Raw genomic sequence first — 19051 nt, forward strand, 5'->3', positions numbered from 1 at the left:
TTTGTGTAATCGATTACAATTAACCACTGTAAAAGATATTCAAAAATTACTTAACAACTATTGCTAACTTTTTAACCAAAACAATTATGAAAAAAAACCTACTTTTCGTAGCTGTCTTTTTTATGACAGTTCAGTTATGGGCACAAACTGTCCAAATTAATGAAGCTTCAGGCTGGCTTGAATCTGCCTTTGTAAAATGGCAACCTGTAAGCAACGCACAAACCTACAATGTTTATTATTCTGGCGGGGGACTTACCGATAGAAAAATTGACGATCAGCTTATTAGAAGCTACGGATCTTATTTTCGTGCTGATATTCCGGGATTAGCAGCGGGATCTTATACTATTAAAGTAAAACCAGTAATTTCTGGTGTAGAAGGAACAGGAGCTACAACAAGTACATTAACCGTTTCAGCTCAGGATAGAAACGGATTTGCTTTTGAAAGCGGCAGAGTCCCTGGAGGATATAAAGCAGATGGAACTCCAAAAGACAATGCTGTAATTCTTTACATTACTCAAAACACAAAAAATACGATATCGATGAATATTACAGGCGCTAGTGCTAATCCTTGTGTTGGTTTACAAAACATCTTGTATGCTATCAAAAAAGGAAAAGATACCCGTCCTTTTATTATTCGATTGGTGGGTAATATTACTGATATGTCAGTTATGGAAGGTGGTGATGTTGTTATTGAAAACGCCAACAACGCATCTAGTTATGTGACGATTGAGGGTGTTGGAAATGATGCTGTAGCTAATGGATGGGGAGTTCGTCTTAAAGCAGCTTCTAATATTGAAGTTAGTAATATCGGTTTTATGAATTGCAACTCTACTGCTGGAGATAATGTTGGAATGCAACAAGATAACGACCACATTTGGGTTCACAATTGTGACTTATTTTATGGAAATGCAGGAAGCGATGCCGACCAAATAAAAGGTGACGGCGCTCTTGACAACAAATCTTCCACTTATATCACTTTGTCTTATAACCACTTTTGGGATAATGGAAAAGCAAGTCTTTTAGGATTAAGCGAGGGAACTACAACTGGTTTGTACATTACGTATCACCATAACTGGTTTGATCATTCTGATTCTCGTCATCCACGTGTTCGCTACTATTCTGCACACATTTACAACAATTATTATGATGGAAATGCCAAATACGGAGCTGGTTCAACTTTAGGATCTTCCCTTTTTGTTGAAGGAAATTATTTCCGTAACGCAAAACATCCAATGATGACTTCATTACAAGGTACTGATATTTGGGATGAAGCAAATCAAGTGAACAATGCCGGAACTATGGGAACTTTCTCTGGAGAAGCTGGAGGATTCATAAAAGCATTTAATAATACTTTTGATGCTTCAAACGGAACAAATAATATGCGTTTTGTAGCTTACAATGACCCAAATCCGTTATATAATATATCAGGAAAAATAAGTTCTGTTACAGATTTTGATGCTTATCTAGCCACTTCAAGAGGCGAAACAGTAAGCAGTTCTATTAAATCTAAATCTGGGGCAAATTCATATAATAACTTTGATACTGACGCTTCATTATATATCAAAAACCTAGTTATTGATCAACCGGCAACTGCAAAAACAAAAGTAACACAATATGCCGGACGTGTTTCAGGAGGGGATTTAAAATGGACATTTGACAACAGTGTGGACGATTCATCTTCACTTGTAATTACAGCTCTTAAATCGGCACTTACAAACTATACGGGAACGTTAGTTTCTGTTCAGGGCGAAGGAAATCCACCAACAAGTTCACAAACCTTAACTTCTACAGGTAATCAAAATCAAAGTGTAACAAGCGGAACAGCAATTGCGTCAATCGTATTTACGTGGGGCGGAGACGCTACAGATGCAACTGTAACAGGATTACCTGCATCTGGAATTAGTTTTGTAAAAAATACAACTGCAAAAACAATCACTATTACAGGAACTCCAACGGCAACTGTTTCTTACTCTATTGCAACTACAGGAACTGGAACTCCTGCAACGGGATCTGGAACAATTACGGTTACAGCAGCGGGAACTCAGACTTTAACTTCAACCGCTAATAATAATCAAACTGTAACTAGTGGAACTGCAATAAATTCTATTGTTTTTACTTGGGGCGGAAATGCTACTGATGCAACTGTAACAGGATTACCTGCATCTGGAATTACTTTTGTAAAAAACACATCGGCAAAAACAATCACAATAACAGGAACTCCAACTGCAACTGTATCGTATTCGATTGCAACAACAGGAACAGGAACTCCTGCAACCGGATCTGGAACAATTACAGTAAATACCGGAACACCAAGTGGAAATGAAATCCATAATTTTACAACTTCAGGAAAAACCAGTTCTTTTTACTCTATTACAGGAAACATGAACTCTACTGATGGTTCTGTAACTTATGCAGGATTAACATTAACAAAGCGTTTAAAAATCGAATCAAGCACATCTATAACCTATACAACGACTAGTGCATCTACGTTAACACTAGTTTTTGACTCAAATTTTACAGGAACAATTAAAGTAAATAATGTGTCGTATACCGCTTCTGCCGGAATTGTTACTGCTTCAATTCCTGCTGGCTCAAACACTATTACTAAAGGATCTGTTGCCAATTTATTCTATATCGCTACTGAATATACAAGTGGAGCAACTTTAAGAATGGCTCAAACAGCTGAACTTACAGAAGAACCTCAAGCTGCAAAAGTAGTTCTATATCCAAACCCGGTTTCTGATGTTTTATATGTTTCGAATGGAACTCAAACTATTGAAAAAGTCTTAGTGTACAATATGTCCGGAACATTAGTAAAAAGTACCGGAAAAGATACAGAAAGCATTGACGTAAGCGGATTAATTCCCGGAACTTACTTAGTAAAAGTTTACACAAATGATGGTTCATTCAATCAAACTATTCTGAAAAAATAAACTACACCCATAACTTAACTAACTTATTTTTAAAGTAAAAGGCTTCCGAATTTGGAAGCCTTTTTATCTTTTTAAAATCTCAAATAATATCTTTTAACAATTTACCAACTGGCCTTCGGAAGCGTTTCTACAATTGTATCCGGATTATCACTTGCAAATAACATTTGTCGTTTCAATTTAAACTCTCCTATTTGATGTTCACTAGGTAAACTATCGTGCAATGTATTCGTCACTTCATGATCATATTTGCCAGAAATAAGATCGTATTCACTTGTGAGCCAAGAACCGGCACCACTATGAAAAGTCCCTATACTAACAATAACTAATTTATCATTTATAAATTTATATGTAGCTTCTCTATTCCCAACAGGTCCCATTCCTTCAAGTAAAATATGCAATTTCCTTTCAGAATCTATAGAAATATCACCGAGTCTATGGTAATCTGGATATTCTGGACCTACTGCTTCCCATGAAAGTTCCTGCAATTTATATCCTCCTCCTTCTTGCTGCAAAAGAACTAAAGTTGCTCGTGAATCTTCACTATTATTACTATTCTGCAAAACAATTACGATGTCTTTAAGGTTGTCATCATTTAAAAATCCTTCAGCTTTCATTTTTATTTCACAAGGTTCTAAAACAAAATCCTCAACATTTTTCCCTGTTTTTGGAAATTGAAGTTCCTTTAAACTCAATCCAGATTCCTCTCCTTCATATTCTTCCTCAAAAACATTTTTATTCAAAGTATCTTTAACCGATACTATCGTTTTTACATCTTTTTTTTTATTACAACTCAATATAGAAATTGTCAAAAGCAACAAAAATATTTTTCGATTCATCTGATACAAATTTTTCAATCAAAAATAAGTAAACTACTATAAATTCAAAATAAAAAAACCGCTATTTCATTAATTTGAAATTAGCGGTTTTCAATGAAATTATTTAAATATTACAAATCAAATTTTATCCCCTGTGCCAAAGGTAAACTTGTAGTATAATTAATTGTATTTGTCTGACGACGCATATATATTTTCCATGCATCAGAACCTGATTCACGGCCACCTCCGGTTTCTTTTTCTCCACCAAAAGCACCACCAATTTCAGCTCCGGAAGTTCCGATGTTTACATTGGCAATTCCGCAATCTGAACCTACTACAGACAAAAATCTTTCTGCTTCACGTAAATTGTTCGTCATAATTGCAGATGATAATCCTTGTGCTACTCCGTTTTGAACTTCAATAGCATTCTCAACCTCTCCAGAATATTTAATTAAATATAAAACCGGGGCAAAAGTTTCGTGCTGCACAATTTCAAATGAGTTTTTAGCTTCTGCAATTGCAGGTTTTACGTAGCATCCGCTTTCGTAACCTTCTCCTGAAAGCACTCCACCTTCAACAAGAATGTTTCCTCCTTCGGCTACCACTCTATTTAAAGCTGTTGCATACATTTCAACTGCATGGGTATCAATTAGTGGTCCGACATGATTATTTTCATCAAGCGGATTTCCAATTCGCAATTGCTTGTAAGCAGCAACTAAAGCGTCTTTTACTTTATCATAAATACTTTCGTGAATAATTAATCTTCTAGTTGAAGTACAACGCTGACCTGCCGTTCCAACAGCACCAAACACAGCACCAATTACAGTCATTTTAATATCAGCATCCGGTGTAACAATAATGGCATTGTTTCCGCCTAATTCTAATAATGATTTACCTAAACGACCTGCTACTGCCTGAGCCACAATTTTGCCCATTCTGGTCGATCCTGTTGCAGAAACTAGTGGGATACGAGTATCCGCAGTCATCAATTCCCCTATTTTATAATCTCCATTAATCAAACATGAGATTCCTTCCGGAAGATTATTTTCTTTAATAACCTGAGCAATTATATTTTGACATGCAATCCCGCAAAGAGGTGTTTTTTCAGAAGGTTTCCATACACATACATCTCCGGAAATCCATGCTAAAGCTGTATTCCACGACCAAACTGCAACAGGAAAATTGAAAGCGGAGATAATCCCAACAACTCCTAATGAATGATATTGTTCGTACATTCTGTGACCTGGTCTTTCAGAATGCATTGTTAAACCGTGCAACTGACGTGATAATCCTACTGCAAAATCGCAGATATCGATCATTTCCTGAACTTCTCCATATCCTTCCTGCAATGATTTTCCCATTTCGTAAGAAACCAATTTACCAAGTGCTTCTTTATTCTGACGTAATTTTTCTCCAAACTGACGCACAATTTCTCCACGTTGTGGTGCAGGAATTAATCTAAAACTTTTAAAAGCTTCTGTTGCAGACTGCATTACTTTTTCGTAATCCTGAGCTGTTGACATTTTTACCGAAGCAATTAATTTTCCGTCAACCGGCGAATAACTTTCTAAAATTTCTCCAGAAGAAAAATTCTCTAAACCCGTCGATGTTCCTTCATTTATCGATTTGATGCCCAATTTTTCCAGAGCCTCATTCATTCCAAATTGCGATGCTATTGTTGTCATTGTAACTTTTTTAGTTAAAATTGTTATATTTTTATGTAAAGATATTATTTCAAGCCGAATTTTAATTAAACCCCGCTGTTAAAATCAAAGTAATACCATTTAGATTTATATTTTAATCTAATGTTTTCTGGTATAATGCCGATGTAATATGAAAATAGCACAATGCAATTGGACTATATTGAATATACAATCGGTATAAATTTAGGGTTAATAAATAGGATTAACTCTTCTTTGGTACAATTTATTCCCATTAAATGATGAAATTTGCGGAAACAAAATTATATAAATTATGAACATTTTTTCACGGTTCGCGCTCTGCATCTTATTAATTTCAGCAAATGCATTTTCCCAAAAAGAACAAAAGGCTTCTTTTCAGGTAGTTCCTTTGGGAATAAAAGGCGGAATCGATGAAAAAAACCTTTCGGCTTATTTACTCGCACCTATTAACACGAATGATTATATAAGTCTTGATGCCGGAACCATAAATGCAGGAATCGAAAAAGCAATCGAAAATAAAGTCTTTAAAGTTTCAACCAGCGAAGTTTTACGTAAATATATTAAAGGTTATTTTATATCGCACGCGCATTTAGATCATGTTTCAGGGTTGATTATTAATTCACCCGCAGATTCATCTAAGACGGTTTATGCTACTGAAAAGTGTATGCAAATGATGGAAAATCATTATTTTAATGACGAAACCTGGGCTAATTTTGGTGATAAAGGTCCCGGAAAGCCACTAAAAAAATATCATTTTCAAACGTTAAACTTGGGCGAAGAAACTCCCGTTACCAATACAACAATGACGGTAAAAGCTTTTCCGTTAAGCCATGTGAATCCGTTTAAGAGTACGGCATTTTTAGTTAAAAATAGTGATTCTTATGTTTTGTATCTCGGTGATACAGGCCCTGATGCAGTAGAAAAAAGTAATAATCTAAAAGATTTATGGACTGCGGTTGCGCCTTTAATAAAAAACAAACAACTTAAAGGAATATTCATTGAGGTTTCTTTCCCAAACGAGCAACCTGATCAGTTTTTATTTGGCCATTTGACTCCAAATCATTTAATGAAAGAATTGCATGTTTTAGAAGACTTAGCCGGGAAAGATTCTTTAAAAGGTTTTAAAATTATTGTAACACACTTAAAACCTCCAACAAAAAATATTGTAAAACTTAAAGAACAGCTTAAAAATCAGAATGATTTGGGAGTGAAAATTATTTATCCGGAACAAGGAAAAAAACTTGAATTCTAAGATTTTTTTTATACCTATTTTACTGATTGAAACTATGATTTACTTTTCTTGATTAATCCTTCTTTCTCTAATTTGAGAAGCATTTCTTCATGTGTGATAAAGTTACCTTCTCGAAGTTCCTCTTTCCCTTGCTTGATTTTTGCCTTAAGTTCAAGTAAAAATGTATCTTCATCACTTAGCTGAGTGCCTAACTGTTTATTTTTTTCGAGATTCATTTTCAAAATTATATTAAACTATTCAAATCGTAAACCCGACAGGTTTTAGAAACCTGTCGGGTTTCGTATATATTAAATACATTATTTTTTAGCTGTAAATCTTGGATCAGTTTCCATAACAGTTCCGCAATTATTACAAGTTCTTAATTCTTCTGAATTGTAGAAATGCTCGAAATGCGGAAAAAAATCTTTCTCAATGTTATGCAATTCAAAATAGACTTCATACAATTTGTGATTGCAGTTATCACAATGCCAAAGCAAACCATCTGTATATCCTAATCCGGCACGTTTACGTTCGATTACTAAACCTATTGAACCTTCTGAACGAACTGGAGAATGAGGGATTTTTGCAGGATGAAGATACATATCTCCTGCGCTTAATTCCATTTCTTTGCGTTCGCCATTTTCCTGAATCACTACTTTTATACTTCCTTCTAACTGATAAAAAAGTTCTTCTGTTTCATTATAATGATAATCTTTACGCGCATTTGGTCCTGCAACAATCATCACAATATAATCGCCGGAATCAACATATAGATTTTTATTCCCAACGGGCGGTTTAAGTAATTGTCGGTTTTCTTCAATCCATTTTGTGAGATTGAAAGGTTTTGCTATAGCCATTTTTAAGAATGATAAATTTTATGAGAAGCTAATTTAGTGAAAGTTTTCTGTAGAGACACACTGCAATTCATCTCTACCGTTGATTTTCTTTTATTAAATAAATATAAACCGGAAAATGGTCGCTAAAACCGGCTTCTGTAATTGTATTTCGTAAAGGATATCCTTTATATTTTCCATTAGTCTGAACCAAATAAGGTTTGTTAAAAATCCCTGCTTTCCACAACATAAAAGTCGAAAAGTCCGATTTTATAAGTGATTCTGTCATTATAATTTGATCAAAAATATCCCAGGAATCCCGAAAAGCAATTGTTCCCATGCCTTTGTTCATCATTTCTTCAAACGGATTAAATATTCCAAATTCCGGAACTTCTGCTTTCTTTCCTTTTGCTCCCAATGCAATTTTTATGCTTTTGTTAAATGGTCCGTCATTAAGATCGCCCATCGTTATCACTTTTGCATTTGGATTTATCTGCTGTAGAGAATCAATTATTTTTCTGTTTAAAGCTCCTGCAGCTTCTCTAAATTTACTCGAAGCTTTTTCTCCACCCGATCTCGAAGGCCAGTGATTAATGATAATATGAATTTCCTCATTTTCCAAAAAACCGGTCACTAAAAGCTGATCTCTTGTAAAAACACGATTTTTAATTGTTTTAATTTCTACATCTCCCAGATCTTCATTTTTATCCTCCGGAAGAACAGGATTGTTTTTGTAAATTAATAATGGAATGTTCGAAAAAGACGTCGGCCTGAAATACTTTTTTTTATACAGAAGCGCAACATCAATTCCACGCTGATCTGGTGAATCAAAATGAATTATTCCATAATCTAAATCTGCTAATTTTTGCTGTTTTAGTAAATCCTCAAGAACTCCTCTGTTTTCGACTTCAGAACAACCAAGTAAAGTGGGTGAACCTGAATTTTCAGGCGTTCCTATTTCAGAAATTACCCTTGAAAGATTTTTTAATTTTTGCTCATATTTTTCTTTTGTCCAATGTTGTGCGCCTGTCGGTGTCCATTCATCATCATTTGTACTCGCATCGTTTATAGTATCAAAAAGATTTTCGAAATTATAAAAGGCCACCGTATGAATATTGTATTTCTTAGATTGTGCACATAAAATCGAAACCGAAAAAAAGAAAAGAAAATAAAGCTTATTCGTTGTACTCATTATATTATTCTAATTAAAAGTACAATTTAAACAAATTAATTATTTGTAAGAAATTTATATTATTTATTTTTCATATTTATATCTTTGTTACTTTAGAAATGTCTTGTACCTTGCTTACAAAATTTGGTAATTTATTAAATGAAAAAAAATCTCCTTTTAGTCTTTTTAGTAAGCTTTATAAGCAATATTCAGGGTCAAAAAAACAGTCAACTGGCAGACAGTATCAGAATAAAATATAAAATTCCGGAATTAGCATACGCTGTTGTTTCGTCAGATTCTATAATTGAAATTCAAGCTTTGGGTTATCAGCGTTATAACTCTTCTTTTAAAGCAAAAATGAATGACAAATTTCGCTTAGGTTCTATAACAAAAACGGTTACCAGTTATATTGCAACGCTTTTAGTTAAAGAAGGAAAGATAAAATGGGATACCAAATTCTTCGATTTATATCCGGAACTAAAGGCAAAAAGTAATCCTGCGACTTATAATTTTACATTACAGGATTTTTTGACTTTACGGGCAGCGTTAGCAGGTTGGTCGTACGGAAATAAAACGCCAACTCAAAACGAAATCAAAGGAAACAATCAGCAACAACGTTATGAATTTATTGCCTGGTTTTTTCAGCAAAATCCGGTTTTAGAAAAACAACCTATCTATTGGTCTAATCCCAGTTATGTAGCAGCTGGATTAATGCTTGAAAAAGCAACTGGAAAAACGTACGAAACTTTAGTTAATGAATTAGGAAAAGCATTAAATATTGATTTTGATTTTGGTCAGCCGAACTTGAAAAACAAAAATGAACCATGGGGACATGATGAAGATTTAAATCCCGAAAAACCTGCTTTAAACTACAAACTAAACTGGCTTTCATCTGCTGGAAATATAAACTGCAGTTTACCTGATTATTGTAAATTTACTCAGATGCAACTTCAGGGATTATTAGGAAAATCACAATTACTGACTTCCGAAGAATTCAATTATATGCATTTTGGTTTTCCTGATGTTGCTTTTGGATGGTATTCTGAAATAAATGAAAAATCAGGTCTAAAATATTCATTTCATTATGGAGATCCCGGAACATTTTTAACCAAAGTGTATATTTGCAAAGACATTAATAAAGCCTTTATATTATTTGCGAATGTCAAGGCAGAAGAAGCCGATAAAGGTTTAATGTTACTTTTGGCTGAACTGCAAAAACAATATGGAGGTTAAATTACCCATCCTTAAAAATTAATTTTATAAATTTAAGCAAAAGAAAAAAATGAATAAAAACTGCTTTGACTATATAAAGAGACATTTTGCCTTTTGCAAACTCACATTTCTTATTTTTGCTTTACAATCATTCAACTGTCAATCTCAACAAAACATGATAACACCACCTTATTTACAAAAAGGAGATACCGTAGCGCTTTTGGCAACTGCACGAAAAAATATCGACGATAATTTAAAACCAACTATAGATTTACTTAAAAGCTGGGGTTTAGAGGCTGTTGTTGGAAGTACAATTGGATTAGATTACCACCAATTGGCCGGAACTGACGAACAGCGTGCTGCTGATTTTCAGAAGCAATTAGATAATCCGAATATAAAAGCGATTTGGTGCGTTCGAGGCGGTTACGGAACTGTTAGGATGTTGGATTTATTGGATTTTACAAAATTCAAACAACATCCAAAATGGGTTATAGGTTTTAGTGATGTCACGGTTTTGCACAATCATTTAAACACGATGGGTTATAAATCGATACATGGTGTTATGCCAGTTACGATTCCGCGTGCTACTCCGGCTGCGATTAGTTCAATGAAGTCCAGTTTATTTGGTGAGCCTCTTTCCTATTCTATTGAACCAAGCAGTATGAATCGTTTTGGTAAAGCAACTGGCGAATTAGTCGGTGGAAATCTTTCTATATTATATAGTTTGTTGGGTTCTCCTTCTGCAATTGATTGTAAAGATAAAATCTTGTTCATTGAAGATTTAGATGAATATCTGTATCATATTGATCGTATGATGATGAATTTAAGACGAAACGGCTGTATCGAAAATTTAAAAGGAATTATCATTGGCGGAATGACCAAAATGAAAGACAATGAAGTTCCGTGGGGGAAAAATGCATTAGAAATTATTGACGACGTTACTAAAAAATACAATATTCCGGTAATCTTTAATTTTCCGGCAGGCCATATTCAGGATAATCGTGCTTTGATCATGGGAAATACAATTTCTATTGATGTAAATGCATCAGGAAGTACGGTTACTTTTCAGAAATAATATACTCTGATCCTTTTATTTAAGGAAATCTAAAAAATACCACATAAAAATCTCGCAAAGACGCGAAGACGCAAAATTTCAATTCTACTTTGTGTCTTCGCGTCTTTGCGTGCAAAAAACTTTAAACATCAAACGTGAAACTTGAAACAAAAAAACTATGGCAGAACATAATGAACTAGGTAAAAAAGGAGAAGAACTTGCTATGGAATATCTGGAGCAAAATGACTATAAAATTTTAGATCGAAACTGGACTTTTCAGAAAGCAGAAATAGATATTATTGCTCAAAAAGAAGATGTTTTAGCCATTGTTGAAGTTAAGACAAGATCGAGTCTTGATTTTGGTTCTCCGCAGGATTTTGTCAAGTCAAAAAAAATTCAGCTGCTCATTAAAGCAGTAAATGCCTACATAAACGATAGGGAAAAGGATTTTAATGAAAATTTAAATATTCGTTTTGACATCATTGCCATCCATAAAACCAAGGAAACATTTGCTATTGAACATCTTACTGACGCTTTTTATCATTTTTAACATATTTTTTTTATTGTTATAATTGTAACAATTTGTTTTTTTATTTATCTTTGCAGAGATTTATAACATCAAATTAACTAAACCAACCCAATTAAGTTACAAAAAAAAAGAAAAAAAACTATGAAAACCGTTTCTTCCATCGTCGAAAATTACATCAAAACAAAACCTTTTTTATTAAATGCGTTATCGCTTGGAATTATAAACCTTACTTCTCTTTCGCGGAATATTATGACCGAACTGGAAAGTGAATTTGGCAAAGAGGTAAAACAAGGTGCTGTTGTAATGTCACTAAAAAGACTTACCGAAGAACTGGATTTTAAACTAAATCATAAAATCAATAAAGTAATTAAGAATATTGGTGAAATTACAGTTCGTTCTGAATTGACAGATTACACCTTTTCTGCTTCAGAAACTGTTTTAAACAAACAAGCTGATTTAATCTCGGACATTAATGCTTTATCTGATATTTTTTATACCTCATCTCGTGGTGTAAATGAAACAAATATTGTTGTGAGCAGCAGTGTTAATCACTTAGTTGAAAAGCATTTTATGCGTGAAAAACTAATTCAAAAATTAGATAATTTAGCTTCAATTACTGTAAAACTTCCAAAAGAAAACATTGTAGTTCCCGGAATTTACTATTTCATTTTTCAACGTTTAGCCTGGGAAGGAATTATCATAAACGAGGTAATTTCTACTTCAAATGAATTTACAATTCTTGTTGGAGAAGATCAGGTTGATGTTGCTTTTAAAGTAATCAAAGACCTGAAAAACTAATTATATAAAATTTAATTTTTAAATCTTATTAATATTCAATTTTCAAAATCCTTTTGTCTTTTTAAATTAAAAAGATAAAGGGGTTTTTTATATAAAATTCAAAAAAGTAAATACAATTCCTGACGTTTTAAGCGTGTTATAAATTACTTCTGAAATTCACGGCTATTTTTTTAAAACGAATAATTCAAAGCAAACCCAAAATCATTTTTTAAGGTAATATCATTTTTTATTAATGATGGTTTAAGAGCTAACTTTTCGCTTACATTAAATTGAGATAAAGCCGCATCAACATTGGCGTCTATGATATTTAAAACATAAAAACCAACAATAAATAAAGCCGATAAATCCCTGTTTCTTTGAAATTGCTTTTGAGCAGCAATCAATTGGCTTTCGCTTAATCCCGACAAAAAAGCTGAATTACCAGTATTACCTTCCAGTCTGCTTTTGTATTCGTCTCTATATAAATTGTACTTTTTCTGATTGTCGATATACAAATAAGTGCTTGTACCAATTGCGGCATACACTAACGGAACTTTCCAGTATTTTTTATTGTAAATCTGACCCAATCCCGGTAAAATAGCCGAATAAAATGCTGCTTTTGCAGGACGAAGCGGATCGTACGTTTCTGATTTTAAAGAATCATTTGAAATGAATTTCGTTTTTTCCTGAGCAAAAATTGATGATAATCCTAAAAGTAAAAAAAGAACAATAAATTGATTCTGCATAAAAGTGGCTTTGAAAATTTGATTCAAAGAAAACTTTTTAGTTCTAAGATTTTTCTTAAATGAAAGATAAATAAAACTTAAATTTAAAATTACACTGACAACCAATAATATATAAATAATACTAACCCGTTGGGTGAAATTAAATAAAAATTGAACCTGAACATCTTATTTTGCAAGGCTTTTACAATGATTACTATATTATATATTCTCAGAAATAATTCATTCCGTAGGAATGTCTGCTCGGTAGAATTAAATTTGAATCGCGATTACACGTTCCAGAGGAACGTTTGATGCATAAAGCAGAGCCGCCATTTCTATAAAATCAGGTGTTCCTCCGGAACACAATACAAAACTATATATTCTACCGACGAGATATTCCTACGGAATATTAACGCATCAAGCTTATTAAAACAATGTAATTATACTTTTAGGAAAGGTGTTTCTGCTACGAATTCTTTTCTGCAGAGCTTTTATAATGATTGCCATAATATAATTCTCAGAAACAAGTCATTCCGTAGGAATGTCTGCTCGGTAGAATTAAAATTGAATTGCGGTTACACGTTCCAGAGGAACGTTTGATGCATAAAGCAGAGCCGCCATTTCTATAAAATCAGGTGTTCCTCCGGAACACAATGCAAAACAATATATTCTTTTTCTACCGACGAGATATTCCTACTGAATATTAAATGATAAATCATTGGTAAAATGGAATAAAATTAATTCGTGCCCAGACCGACAGCGAACGGGTGAAGCAATTCGTGGCAAACTTTTTTTTACTCTCCCAACAATTCCATTAATTCCAAAGCACGTTTAGTCGATTTTACATTCTCAAAAGTCAATAAAAGTCGTAAACCATTTGGCGTTTGTTTTTCCTTCATTTGACAAAGATTACTGTGTTTTTGCACAAAATTCAAAACCTTTCTAAATTTCGAAGACTGATAATAATCTGATTGTTGATCGGATACGAAATAACCAATCATTTTACCTTTTTTCATGACCAGTTTTTCAATACCAACTGCTGTAGCAATCCATTTAATGCGAATACTGTTCATAAGCGCATTAGCGCGCGGAGGCAATGGTCCAAAACGGTCGATTAATTTGTTTTGAAAAAGGACTAATTCTTCTTCATTTTTTACAGAACCCAATTCGTTATACAAACTCAAACGTTCTGTAACATTATTGATATATTCATCAGAAAATAAAAGCTCAAAATCGGTATCGATTTGTAGATCTTTTACATATTCTTTGGTTTCAATATCATTTTCTTCAGGATATAAATCTTTAAATTCGTTTTCTTTTAATTCTTCGATGGCTTCGTTCATGATTTTTTGGTACGTATCAAAACCAATTTCATTAATGAAACCGCTTTGTTCACCACCTAATAAATCTCCCGCTCCACGAATCTCCAAATCTTTCATGGCAATGTTGAAACCACTTCCCAATTCGCTGAATTGTTCCAAAGCCTGAATACGTTTTCTCGCATCTTCGGTCATTGATGAATATGGCGGACAAATAAAATAACAGAATGCTTTTTTATTACTTCGCCCTACACGCCCGCGCATTTGATGCAAATCTGATAATCCGAAATTATTGGCATTATTAATGAAAATCGTGTTCGCATTCGGAACGTCCAATCCGCTTTCGATGATTGTGGTTGCCACCAAAACATCAAAATCTCCGTTCATGAAACCTAACATCAATTCTTCGAGTTTGGCACCGTCCATTTGTCCATGACCAATTCCGACTCTTGCATTTGGAACCAAACGCTGAATCATTCCTGCCACTTCTTTTATGTTTTCGATTCTATTATTGATAAAGAAAACTTGTCCGTTTCTTTGAATTTCGTACGAAATCGCATCACGAATAATTTCTTCATTAAAACCAACAACATTTGTTTCTATCGGATAACGATTTGGCGGAGGCGTTGTAATTACCGATAAATCGCGTGCTGCCATTAATGAAAACTGCAAAGTCCTCGGAATTGGCGTTGCGGTCAATGTCAATGTATCAACATTTGCAGCAATCGTTTTGAGTTTATCTTTTACGTTTACACCAAACTTTTGTTCCTCATCGACAATCAATAAACCAAGGTCTTTAAAAACCACATTTTTGTTTACCAATTGATGCGTCCCGATGACGATATCAAGTTTTCCTTCGGCTAAATCCTTTAAGGTTTGTGTCTTTTGTTTTGCCGTTCTGAATCGGTTTAAGTAACCAATTGAAACCGGCATATCTTTTAAACGCTCTGTAAAAGTTCTGTAATGCTGATACGCCAAAATCGTAGTCGGGACTAAAACAGCAACTTGTTTACTATTATCAACGGCTTTAAAAGCAGCACGAATCGCAACCTCGGTTTTTCCAAAACCAACATCACCACAAACCAAACGATCCATCGGGCGATCGCTTTCCATGTCGGCTTTAACTTCTGCTGTCGATTTGGTTTGATCTGGTGTATCTTCATAAATAAATGAACTTTCCAATTCGTTTTGAAGATAACTGTCTGGCGCAAACTGAAACCCTTTTTCTAAACGTCGTTTTGCATACAATTGAATTAAATTGAATGCAATATGTTTAACGCGTGCTTTTGTTTTCTGTTTTAAAACCTTCCAGGCGTTCGATCCAAGTTTATAAATTTTTGGAGGCGTTCCGTCTTTTCCGTTGTATTTGGATATTTTATGCAGCGAGTGAATGCTCACATACACAATATCATTATCGGCATAAACCAATTTTATGGCTTCCTGCGTTTTTCCTTCTACCTGAATTTTCTGCAAGCCACCAAACTTCCCAATTCCGTGATCGATGTGCGTTACATAATCACCAACAGAAAGTGCGGTCAATTCTTTAAGCGTAATATTCTGCTTTTTAGAATAACCGTTTTTAATGTTGAATTTATGATAACGTTCAAAAATCTGATGATCGGTATACGCCGTAATCTGATTTTCTTCATCAATAAAACCTTGGTACAAAGGCAATACAATAGTGTGATATTGCTTTCGGATATTCTCTGAATTGGCTTCATCCAGCGTTTCAAAAATATCATGAAAACGTTTTGCCTGAGTTTCATTCGAACAGAATAAATAATTTTTATATCCGTTAAAATGATTGTCGCTAAGATTATTCAGCAATAAATCAAATTGTTTATTGAAAGACGGCTGAGGCTGAATATGAAATTCAAATTTCTTAGCCGTTTTATAAACCGGTTTTGACAATTCTACAACCGAAAAATCCAGCGATCGTTTTATAAACGATGCCTGATTTAAAAATAATTGATCCGGTGTGGCATGTTTTATTTCTTTCGAAAGTTTCTCAAAAGCTTCTTCTGCTCTTGCGAATTGTTTGTCTAACTGACTAAAAAGTCCTTCTGTATTTTGAATAAAAAGAACGGTTCTTTCAGCAATATAATCTAAAAAGCTTTCTCGATTTTCCTGAAAAAGCTTGTTCTCAACATTCGGGATAATCGTAATTTTTTTATGGGTCTGAACAGATAATTGTGTTTCTACATCAAAAGTTCTGATGCTGTCTACTTCGTTACCGAAAAACTCAATTCTATAAGGATGATCGTTTGAAAAAGAGAATACATCGACAATTCCTCCACGAACCGAAAATTCTCCGGGTTCTGTAATAAAATCGACTCTTTTGAATTCGTATTCGAACAAAACTTCATTGATAAAATCAATTGAAATTTTATCATTCAAAGCCACTTTTAAAGTGTTTTTATCCAGTTCTCTTCTCGTAACTACTTTTTCAAAAAGTGCTTCAGGATAAGTAACAATTATGGCTGGTTTTTTTCTTGAATTGATTCGGTTTAAAACCTCAGCACGAAGCAAAACATTGGCATTATCTGTTTCGTCAATTTGGTACGGACGACGAAATGAAGCAGGATAAAACAAAACATCCTGTTCGCCGATCATCTGTTCTAAATCGTTCAGATAATATGCAGCTTCTTCTTTATTGTCTAAAACAATCAAAAAAGGCAATTCGGTTTTCTTGAAAACAGAACGTATGATAAATGAAACAGCAGATCCTAGTAATCCGCTAATGTTCATTTTTATCTGGTTTCCTTCCAGTAAACTTGTGGCAATCTGCTGTGCTTTTGGCAGATTATCGTAGGTTGTATATAAGGCGTTTTTACTCAACTTTAGGCGAATTTTTGTCTAGATTATGCATTCTGGCCGGATCAACAGGCGTACTTTGAATGGCGCGGGTTGTATCTAACATTCTCAGGAAATCTGCTTCTCCTTCTTCTTTTGGAATCTTGGCTTTCTGAACAATTTTGTCCATTTGTCTTTCCAGCGAAACAATTTCTTTGTTAATATCTCCAATTAAAAAGGTTACTTTTTCATCTGGAATTGCACTTAAATGAATGAACAAATCCATCATTTTTACCTTGGTTATCAAGATAGAAATTCGGCTTTTTATGGCTGGCTGATTTAATTCTGCCGGAATATTATTATTTAAAGCAACTGCTTTTTTTGAAATCGCTTTTGACTTTTTCTGAAATGCCCCAATGGTTTTTCTCGGTTTATCTCCAAGTTCTTTTAAAAAATCTCTCCACTCATTCCATGAGCTCACTTTTTGTTCTGCAATCTCATTGATTGGTTCATCTATAAAAACCCAGGCTTTATTGATATTGTTAAAAATCTTTTCATTCTTTTTTGCTTCTTTTTCATTTTCAGCACGACGCTTTTCGTCTTCATTCTGGCAGGATTGCAATACAAAAATTAAAAGCAGAAAAAGAGATATTTTATATTTCATTTGGTAAAACATTAAGCTACAAAGTTACGAAGTAAATTTACAATTACGAATTCTGTTTTTTGCTAAAGATTCTATAAATCAACGTTAGTTTTTTGCCACTGATTAAAAAGATTTACACCGATTATTTCTTTCAAGAATACATGAAAAAATCCTTTCTAATCTTTTAATCTGTGGCGAAATTCCTCCACTATATCAATCTTGTATTAATGCACTCACAACGAATAATCCAAAAAACAAACTTCATCCTTATTAAATTTATAATTTATGATTCTGAAAAGTAAAATTATTTGCGAAAACGTTATATTTGCGTTACTAAAAAACAACACAAATGAATCCAAAAATATTGATCATTGGCGCATGCGGTCAAATTGGGACGGAACTGACCCAAAAACTTCGCAAATTATACGGTACAGAAAATGTTATTGCTTCTGATATTCGAAAATTAAATACTGATGTTGTTAATTCTGGTCCGTTTGAGGTGGTCAATGCTTTAGATTTTAATCAGATTGAGCATCTTGTTGAAGTTCATAAAATTACCGACATTTATTTGATGGCGGCTCTTTTATCTGCTACTGCCGAAAAAAATCCTGCATTTGCCTGGGATCTGAACATGAATTCTTTATTTCACGTTTTAAATTTAGCTAAAGCAAAAAAAATCCAGAAGATTTTCTGGCCTTCAAGTATTGCCGTTTTTGGACCAACAACTCCAAAAGAAAACACTCCGCAATATACCGTAATGGAGCCTTCTACAGTTTACGGAATTAGTAAACAAGCTGGTGAAAGATGGTGTGAATATTACCATAACATTTACGGCGTTGATGTTCGCAGTATTCGTTACCCTGGTTTAATAAGCTGGTCTACGCCTCCGGGTGGCGGAACTACAGATTATGCTGTTGATATTTTCTACAAAGCTATTGCTGATAAAAAATACGAATGCTTTTTATCTTCTGAAACCAAAATGCCAATGATGTACATGGATGATGCTATTGATGCAACAATCAACATTATGAAAGCACCAATTGAAGAGATCAAAATACATTCTTCTTATAATTTGGCTGCAATGAGTTTTACACCAACTGAAATTGCTGCCGAAATTAAAAAACATATTCCTGAATTTGAGATTACTTACAATCCTGATTTCCGTCAGAAAATTGCTGACAGCTGGCCTGCAAGTATAGACGATTCATCTGCAAGAGAAGACTGGAACTGGAAACATACTTTTGATCTGGAAACGATGACAAAAGATATGATTGAACATTTGAGTTAAATTCTTTTTTAGTACAATTTCACATCTTATCCAGTAAAATAATTCA

The 19051-nt window shown here is 33.8% G+C and carries 15 protein-coding genes; 7 read left to right on the forward strand and 8 right to left on the reverse strand.

What is annotated here, in order from left to right:
- Positions 1-86: 86 nt before the first annotated feature.
- Positions 87-2933 (forward strand): pectate lyase family protein, encoded by a 2847-nt coding sequence (locus tag KHA98_RS13575; RefSeq protein WP_213258477.1) that lies wholly within the window; start codon positions 87-89, stop codon positions 2931-2933.
- Positions 2934-3034: 101 nt separating this feature from the next.
- Here the strand turns inward: KHA98_RS13575 and KHA98_RS13580 are convergent, their stop codons facing one another.
- Both KHA98_RS13580 and amaB read right to left on the reverse strand, forming a co-directional pair.
- Positions 3035-3769 carry a hypothetical protein gene (locus tag KHA98_RS13580; protein ID WP_213258478.1) on the reverse strand — a complete coding sequence of 245 codons (735 nt, stop codon included), beginning with the start codon at positions 3767-3769 and terminating at the stop codon, positions 3035-3037.
- 110 nt (positions 3770-3879) lie between these two features.
- Complete coding sequence (amaB, locus tag KHA98_RS13585; RefSeq protein ID WP_213258479.1) at positions 3880-5433, reverse strand: L-piperidine-6-carboxylate dehydrogenase; 1554 nt, start codon at positions 5431-5433, stop codon at positions 3880-3882.
- 289 nt (positions 5434-5722) lie between these two features.
- Here amaB and KHA98_RS13590 point away from each other — a divergent pair, with 289 nt between their 5' ends.
- Entirely contained in the window at positions 5723-6682 is a 960-nt protein-coding gene (locus KHA98_RS13590) for an MBL fold metallo-hydrolase (RefSeq protein WP_213258480.1), read from the forward strand.
- A 32-nt stretch (positions 6683-6714) separates the two neighbouring features.
- On the opposite strand, the gene KHA98_RS13595 is transcribed toward KHA98_RS13590, so the two are convergent.
- The 3 genes from KHA98_RS13595 to KHA98_RS13605 all read right to left on the reverse strand — a co-directional run bounded on the left by KHA98_RS13595 (position 6715) and on the right by KHA98_RS13605 (position 8686).
- Positions 6715-6897 carry a hypothetical protein gene (locus tag KHA98_RS13595; protein ID WP_213258481.1) on the reverse strand — a complete coding sequence of 61 codons (183 nt, stop codon included), beginning with the start codon at positions 6895-6897 and terminating at the stop codon, positions 6715-6717.
- A gap of 81 nt (positions 6898-6978) precedes the next feature.
- The gene (locus tag KHA98_RS13600) at positions 6979-7518 is read right to left on the reverse strand and encodes a 3-hydroxyanthranilate 3,4-dioxygenase (RefSeq protein WP_213258482.1); all 540 of its coding nucleotides are present in this window, start codon (positions 7516-7518) and stop codon (positions 6979-6981) included.
- Between the two features lie 73 nt (positions 7519-7591).
- Positions 7592-8686: an endonuclease/exonuclease/phosphatase family protein gene (locus tag KHA98_RS13605; RefSeq protein ID WP_213258483.1), complete on the reverse strand. Its 1095-nt coding sequence runs from the start codon at positions 8684-8686 to the stop codon at positions 7592-7594.
- A gap of 138 nt (positions 8687-8824) precedes the next feature.
- On the opposite strand from KHA98_RS13605, the gene KHA98_RS13610 reads away from it, so the two are divergent.
- The 4 genes from KHA98_RS13610 (at position 8825) to KHA98_RS13625 (ending at position 12258) form a co-directional block, all read left to right on the forward strand.
- Entirely contained in the window at positions 8825-9898 is a 1074-nt protein-coding gene (locus KHA98_RS13610) for a serine hydrolase domain-containing protein (protein ID WP_213258484.1), read from the forward strand.
- Positions 9899-10052: 154 nt separating this feature from the next.
- Complete coding sequence (locus KHA98_RS13615) at positions 10053-10952, forward strand: S66 peptidase family protein (RefSeq protein ID WP_213258485.1); 900 nt, start codon at positions 10053-10055, stop codon at positions 10950-10952.
- Between the two features lie 157 nt (positions 10953-11109).
- Entirely contained in the window at positions 11110-11481 is a 372-nt protein-coding gene (locus tag KHA98_RS13620; protein ID WP_213258486.1) for a YraN family protein, read from the forward strand.
- Between the two features lie 120 nt (positions 11482-11601).
- Positions 11602-12258, forward strand: a complete 657-nt coding sequence (locus tag KHA98_RS13625) for an aspartate kinase (protein WP_155101600.1) — start codon at positions 11602-11604, stop codon at positions 12256-12258.
- 170 nt (positions 12259-12428) lie between these two features.
- On the opposite strand, the gene KHA98_RS13630 is transcribed toward KHA98_RS13625, so the two are convergent.
- From KHA98_RS13630 to KHA98_RS13640, 3 genes are all read right to left on the reverse strand, one after another.
- On the reverse strand, positions 12429-12983 hold the full coding sequence (locus KHA98_RS13630; RefSeq protein ID WP_213258768.1) for a DUF5683 domain-containing protein: 555 nt from the start codon (positions 12981-12983) through the stop codon (positions 12429-12431).
- 773 nt (positions 12984-13756) lie between these two features.
- Entirely contained in the window at positions 13757-17119 is a 3363-nt protein-coding gene (mfd, locus tag KHA98_RS13635; protein WP_213258487.1) for a transcription-repair coupling factor, read from the reverse strand.
- Complete coding sequence (locus tag KHA98_RS13640) at positions 17112-17738, reverse strand: hypothetical protein (RefSeq protein WP_213258488.1); 627 nt, start codon at positions 17736-17738, stop codon at positions 17112-17114. The genes mfd and KHA98_RS13640 overlap by 8 nt, the downstream gene beginning before the upstream one ends.
- A 328-nt stretch (positions 17739-18066) precedes the next feature.
- Here KHA98_RS13640 and KHA98_RS13645 point away from each other — a divergent pair, with 328 nt between their 5' ends.
- Positions 18067-19005, forward strand: a complete 939-nt coding sequence (locus tag KHA98_RS13645; RefSeq protein ID WP_213258489.1) for an L-threonine 3-dehydrogenase — start codon at positions 18067-18069, stop codon at positions 19003-19005.
- Positions 19006-19051 lie beyond the last annotated feature (46 nt).

This window comes from Flavobacterium branchiicola (genome assembly GCF_018383905.1).
In the GTDB taxonomy this organism is placed as follows: Bacteria; Bacteroidota; Bacteroidia; order Flavobacteriales; family Flavobacteriaceae; genus Flavobacterium; species Flavobacterium branchiicola.

What these genes read in the sequence shown, in the direction of transcription:
- KHA98_RS13575 (WP_213258477.1), top strand. Translation starts at nt 87, where the DNA reads ATGAAAAAAAACCTACTTTTCGTAGCTGTCTTTTTTATGACAGTTCAG.
- KHA98_RS13580 (WP_213258478.1), bottom strand. Translation starts at nt 3,769, where the DNA reads ATGAATCGAAAAATATTTTTGTTGCTTTTGACAATTTCTATATTGAGT.
- amaB (WP_213258479.1), bottom strand. Translation starts at nt 5,433, where the DNA reads ATGACAACAATAGCATCGCAATTTGGAATGAATGAGGCTCTGGAAAAA.
- KHA98_RS13590 (WP_213258480.1), top strand. Translation starts at nt 5,723, where the DNA reads ATGAACATTTTTTCACGGTTCGCGCTCTGCATCTTATTAATTTCAGCA.
- KHA98_RS13595 (WP_213258481.1), bottom strand. Translation starts at nt 6,897, where the DNA reads ATGAATCTCGAAAAAAATAAACAGTTAGGCACTCAGCTAAGTGATGAA.
- KHA98_RS13600 (WP_213258482.1), bottom strand. Translation starts at nt 7,518, where the DNA reads ATGGCTATAGCAAAACCTTTCAATCTCACAAAATGGATTGAAGAAAAC.
- KHA98_RS13605 (WP_213258483.1), bottom strand. Translation starts at nt 8,686, where the DNA reads ATGAGTACAACGAATAAGCTTTATTTTCTTTTCTTTTTTTCGGTTTCG.
- KHA98_RS13610 (WP_213258484.1), top strand. Translation starts at nt 8,825, where the DNA reads ATGAAAAAAAATCTCCTTTTAGTCTTTTTAGTAAGCTTTATAAGCAAT.
- KHA98_RS13615 (WP_213258485.1), top strand. Translation starts at nt 10,053, where the DNA reads ATGATAACACCACCTTATTTACAAAAAGGAGATACCGTAGCGCTTTTG.
- KHA98_RS13620 (WP_213258486.1), top strand. Translation starts at nt 11,110, where the DNA reads ATGGCAGAACATAATGAACTAGGTAAAAAAGGAGAAGAACTTGCTATG.
- KHA98_RS13625 (WP_155101600.1), top strand. Translation starts at nt 11,602, where the DNA reads ATGAAAACCGTTTCTTCCATCGTCGAAAATTACATCAAAACAAAACCT.
- KHA98_RS13630 (WP_213258768.1), bottom strand. Translation starts at nt 12,983, where the DNA reads ATGCAGAATCAATTTATTGTTCTTTTTTTACTTTTAGGATTATCATCA.
- KHA98_RS13640 (WP_213258488.1), bottom strand. Translation starts at nt 17,738, where the DNA reads ATGAAATATAAAATATCTCTTTTTCTGCTTTTAATTTTTGTATTGCAA.
- KHA98_RS13645 (WP_213258489.1), top strand. Translation starts at nt 18,067, where the DNA reads ATGAATCCAAAAATATTGATCATTGGCGCATGCGGTCAAATTGGGACG.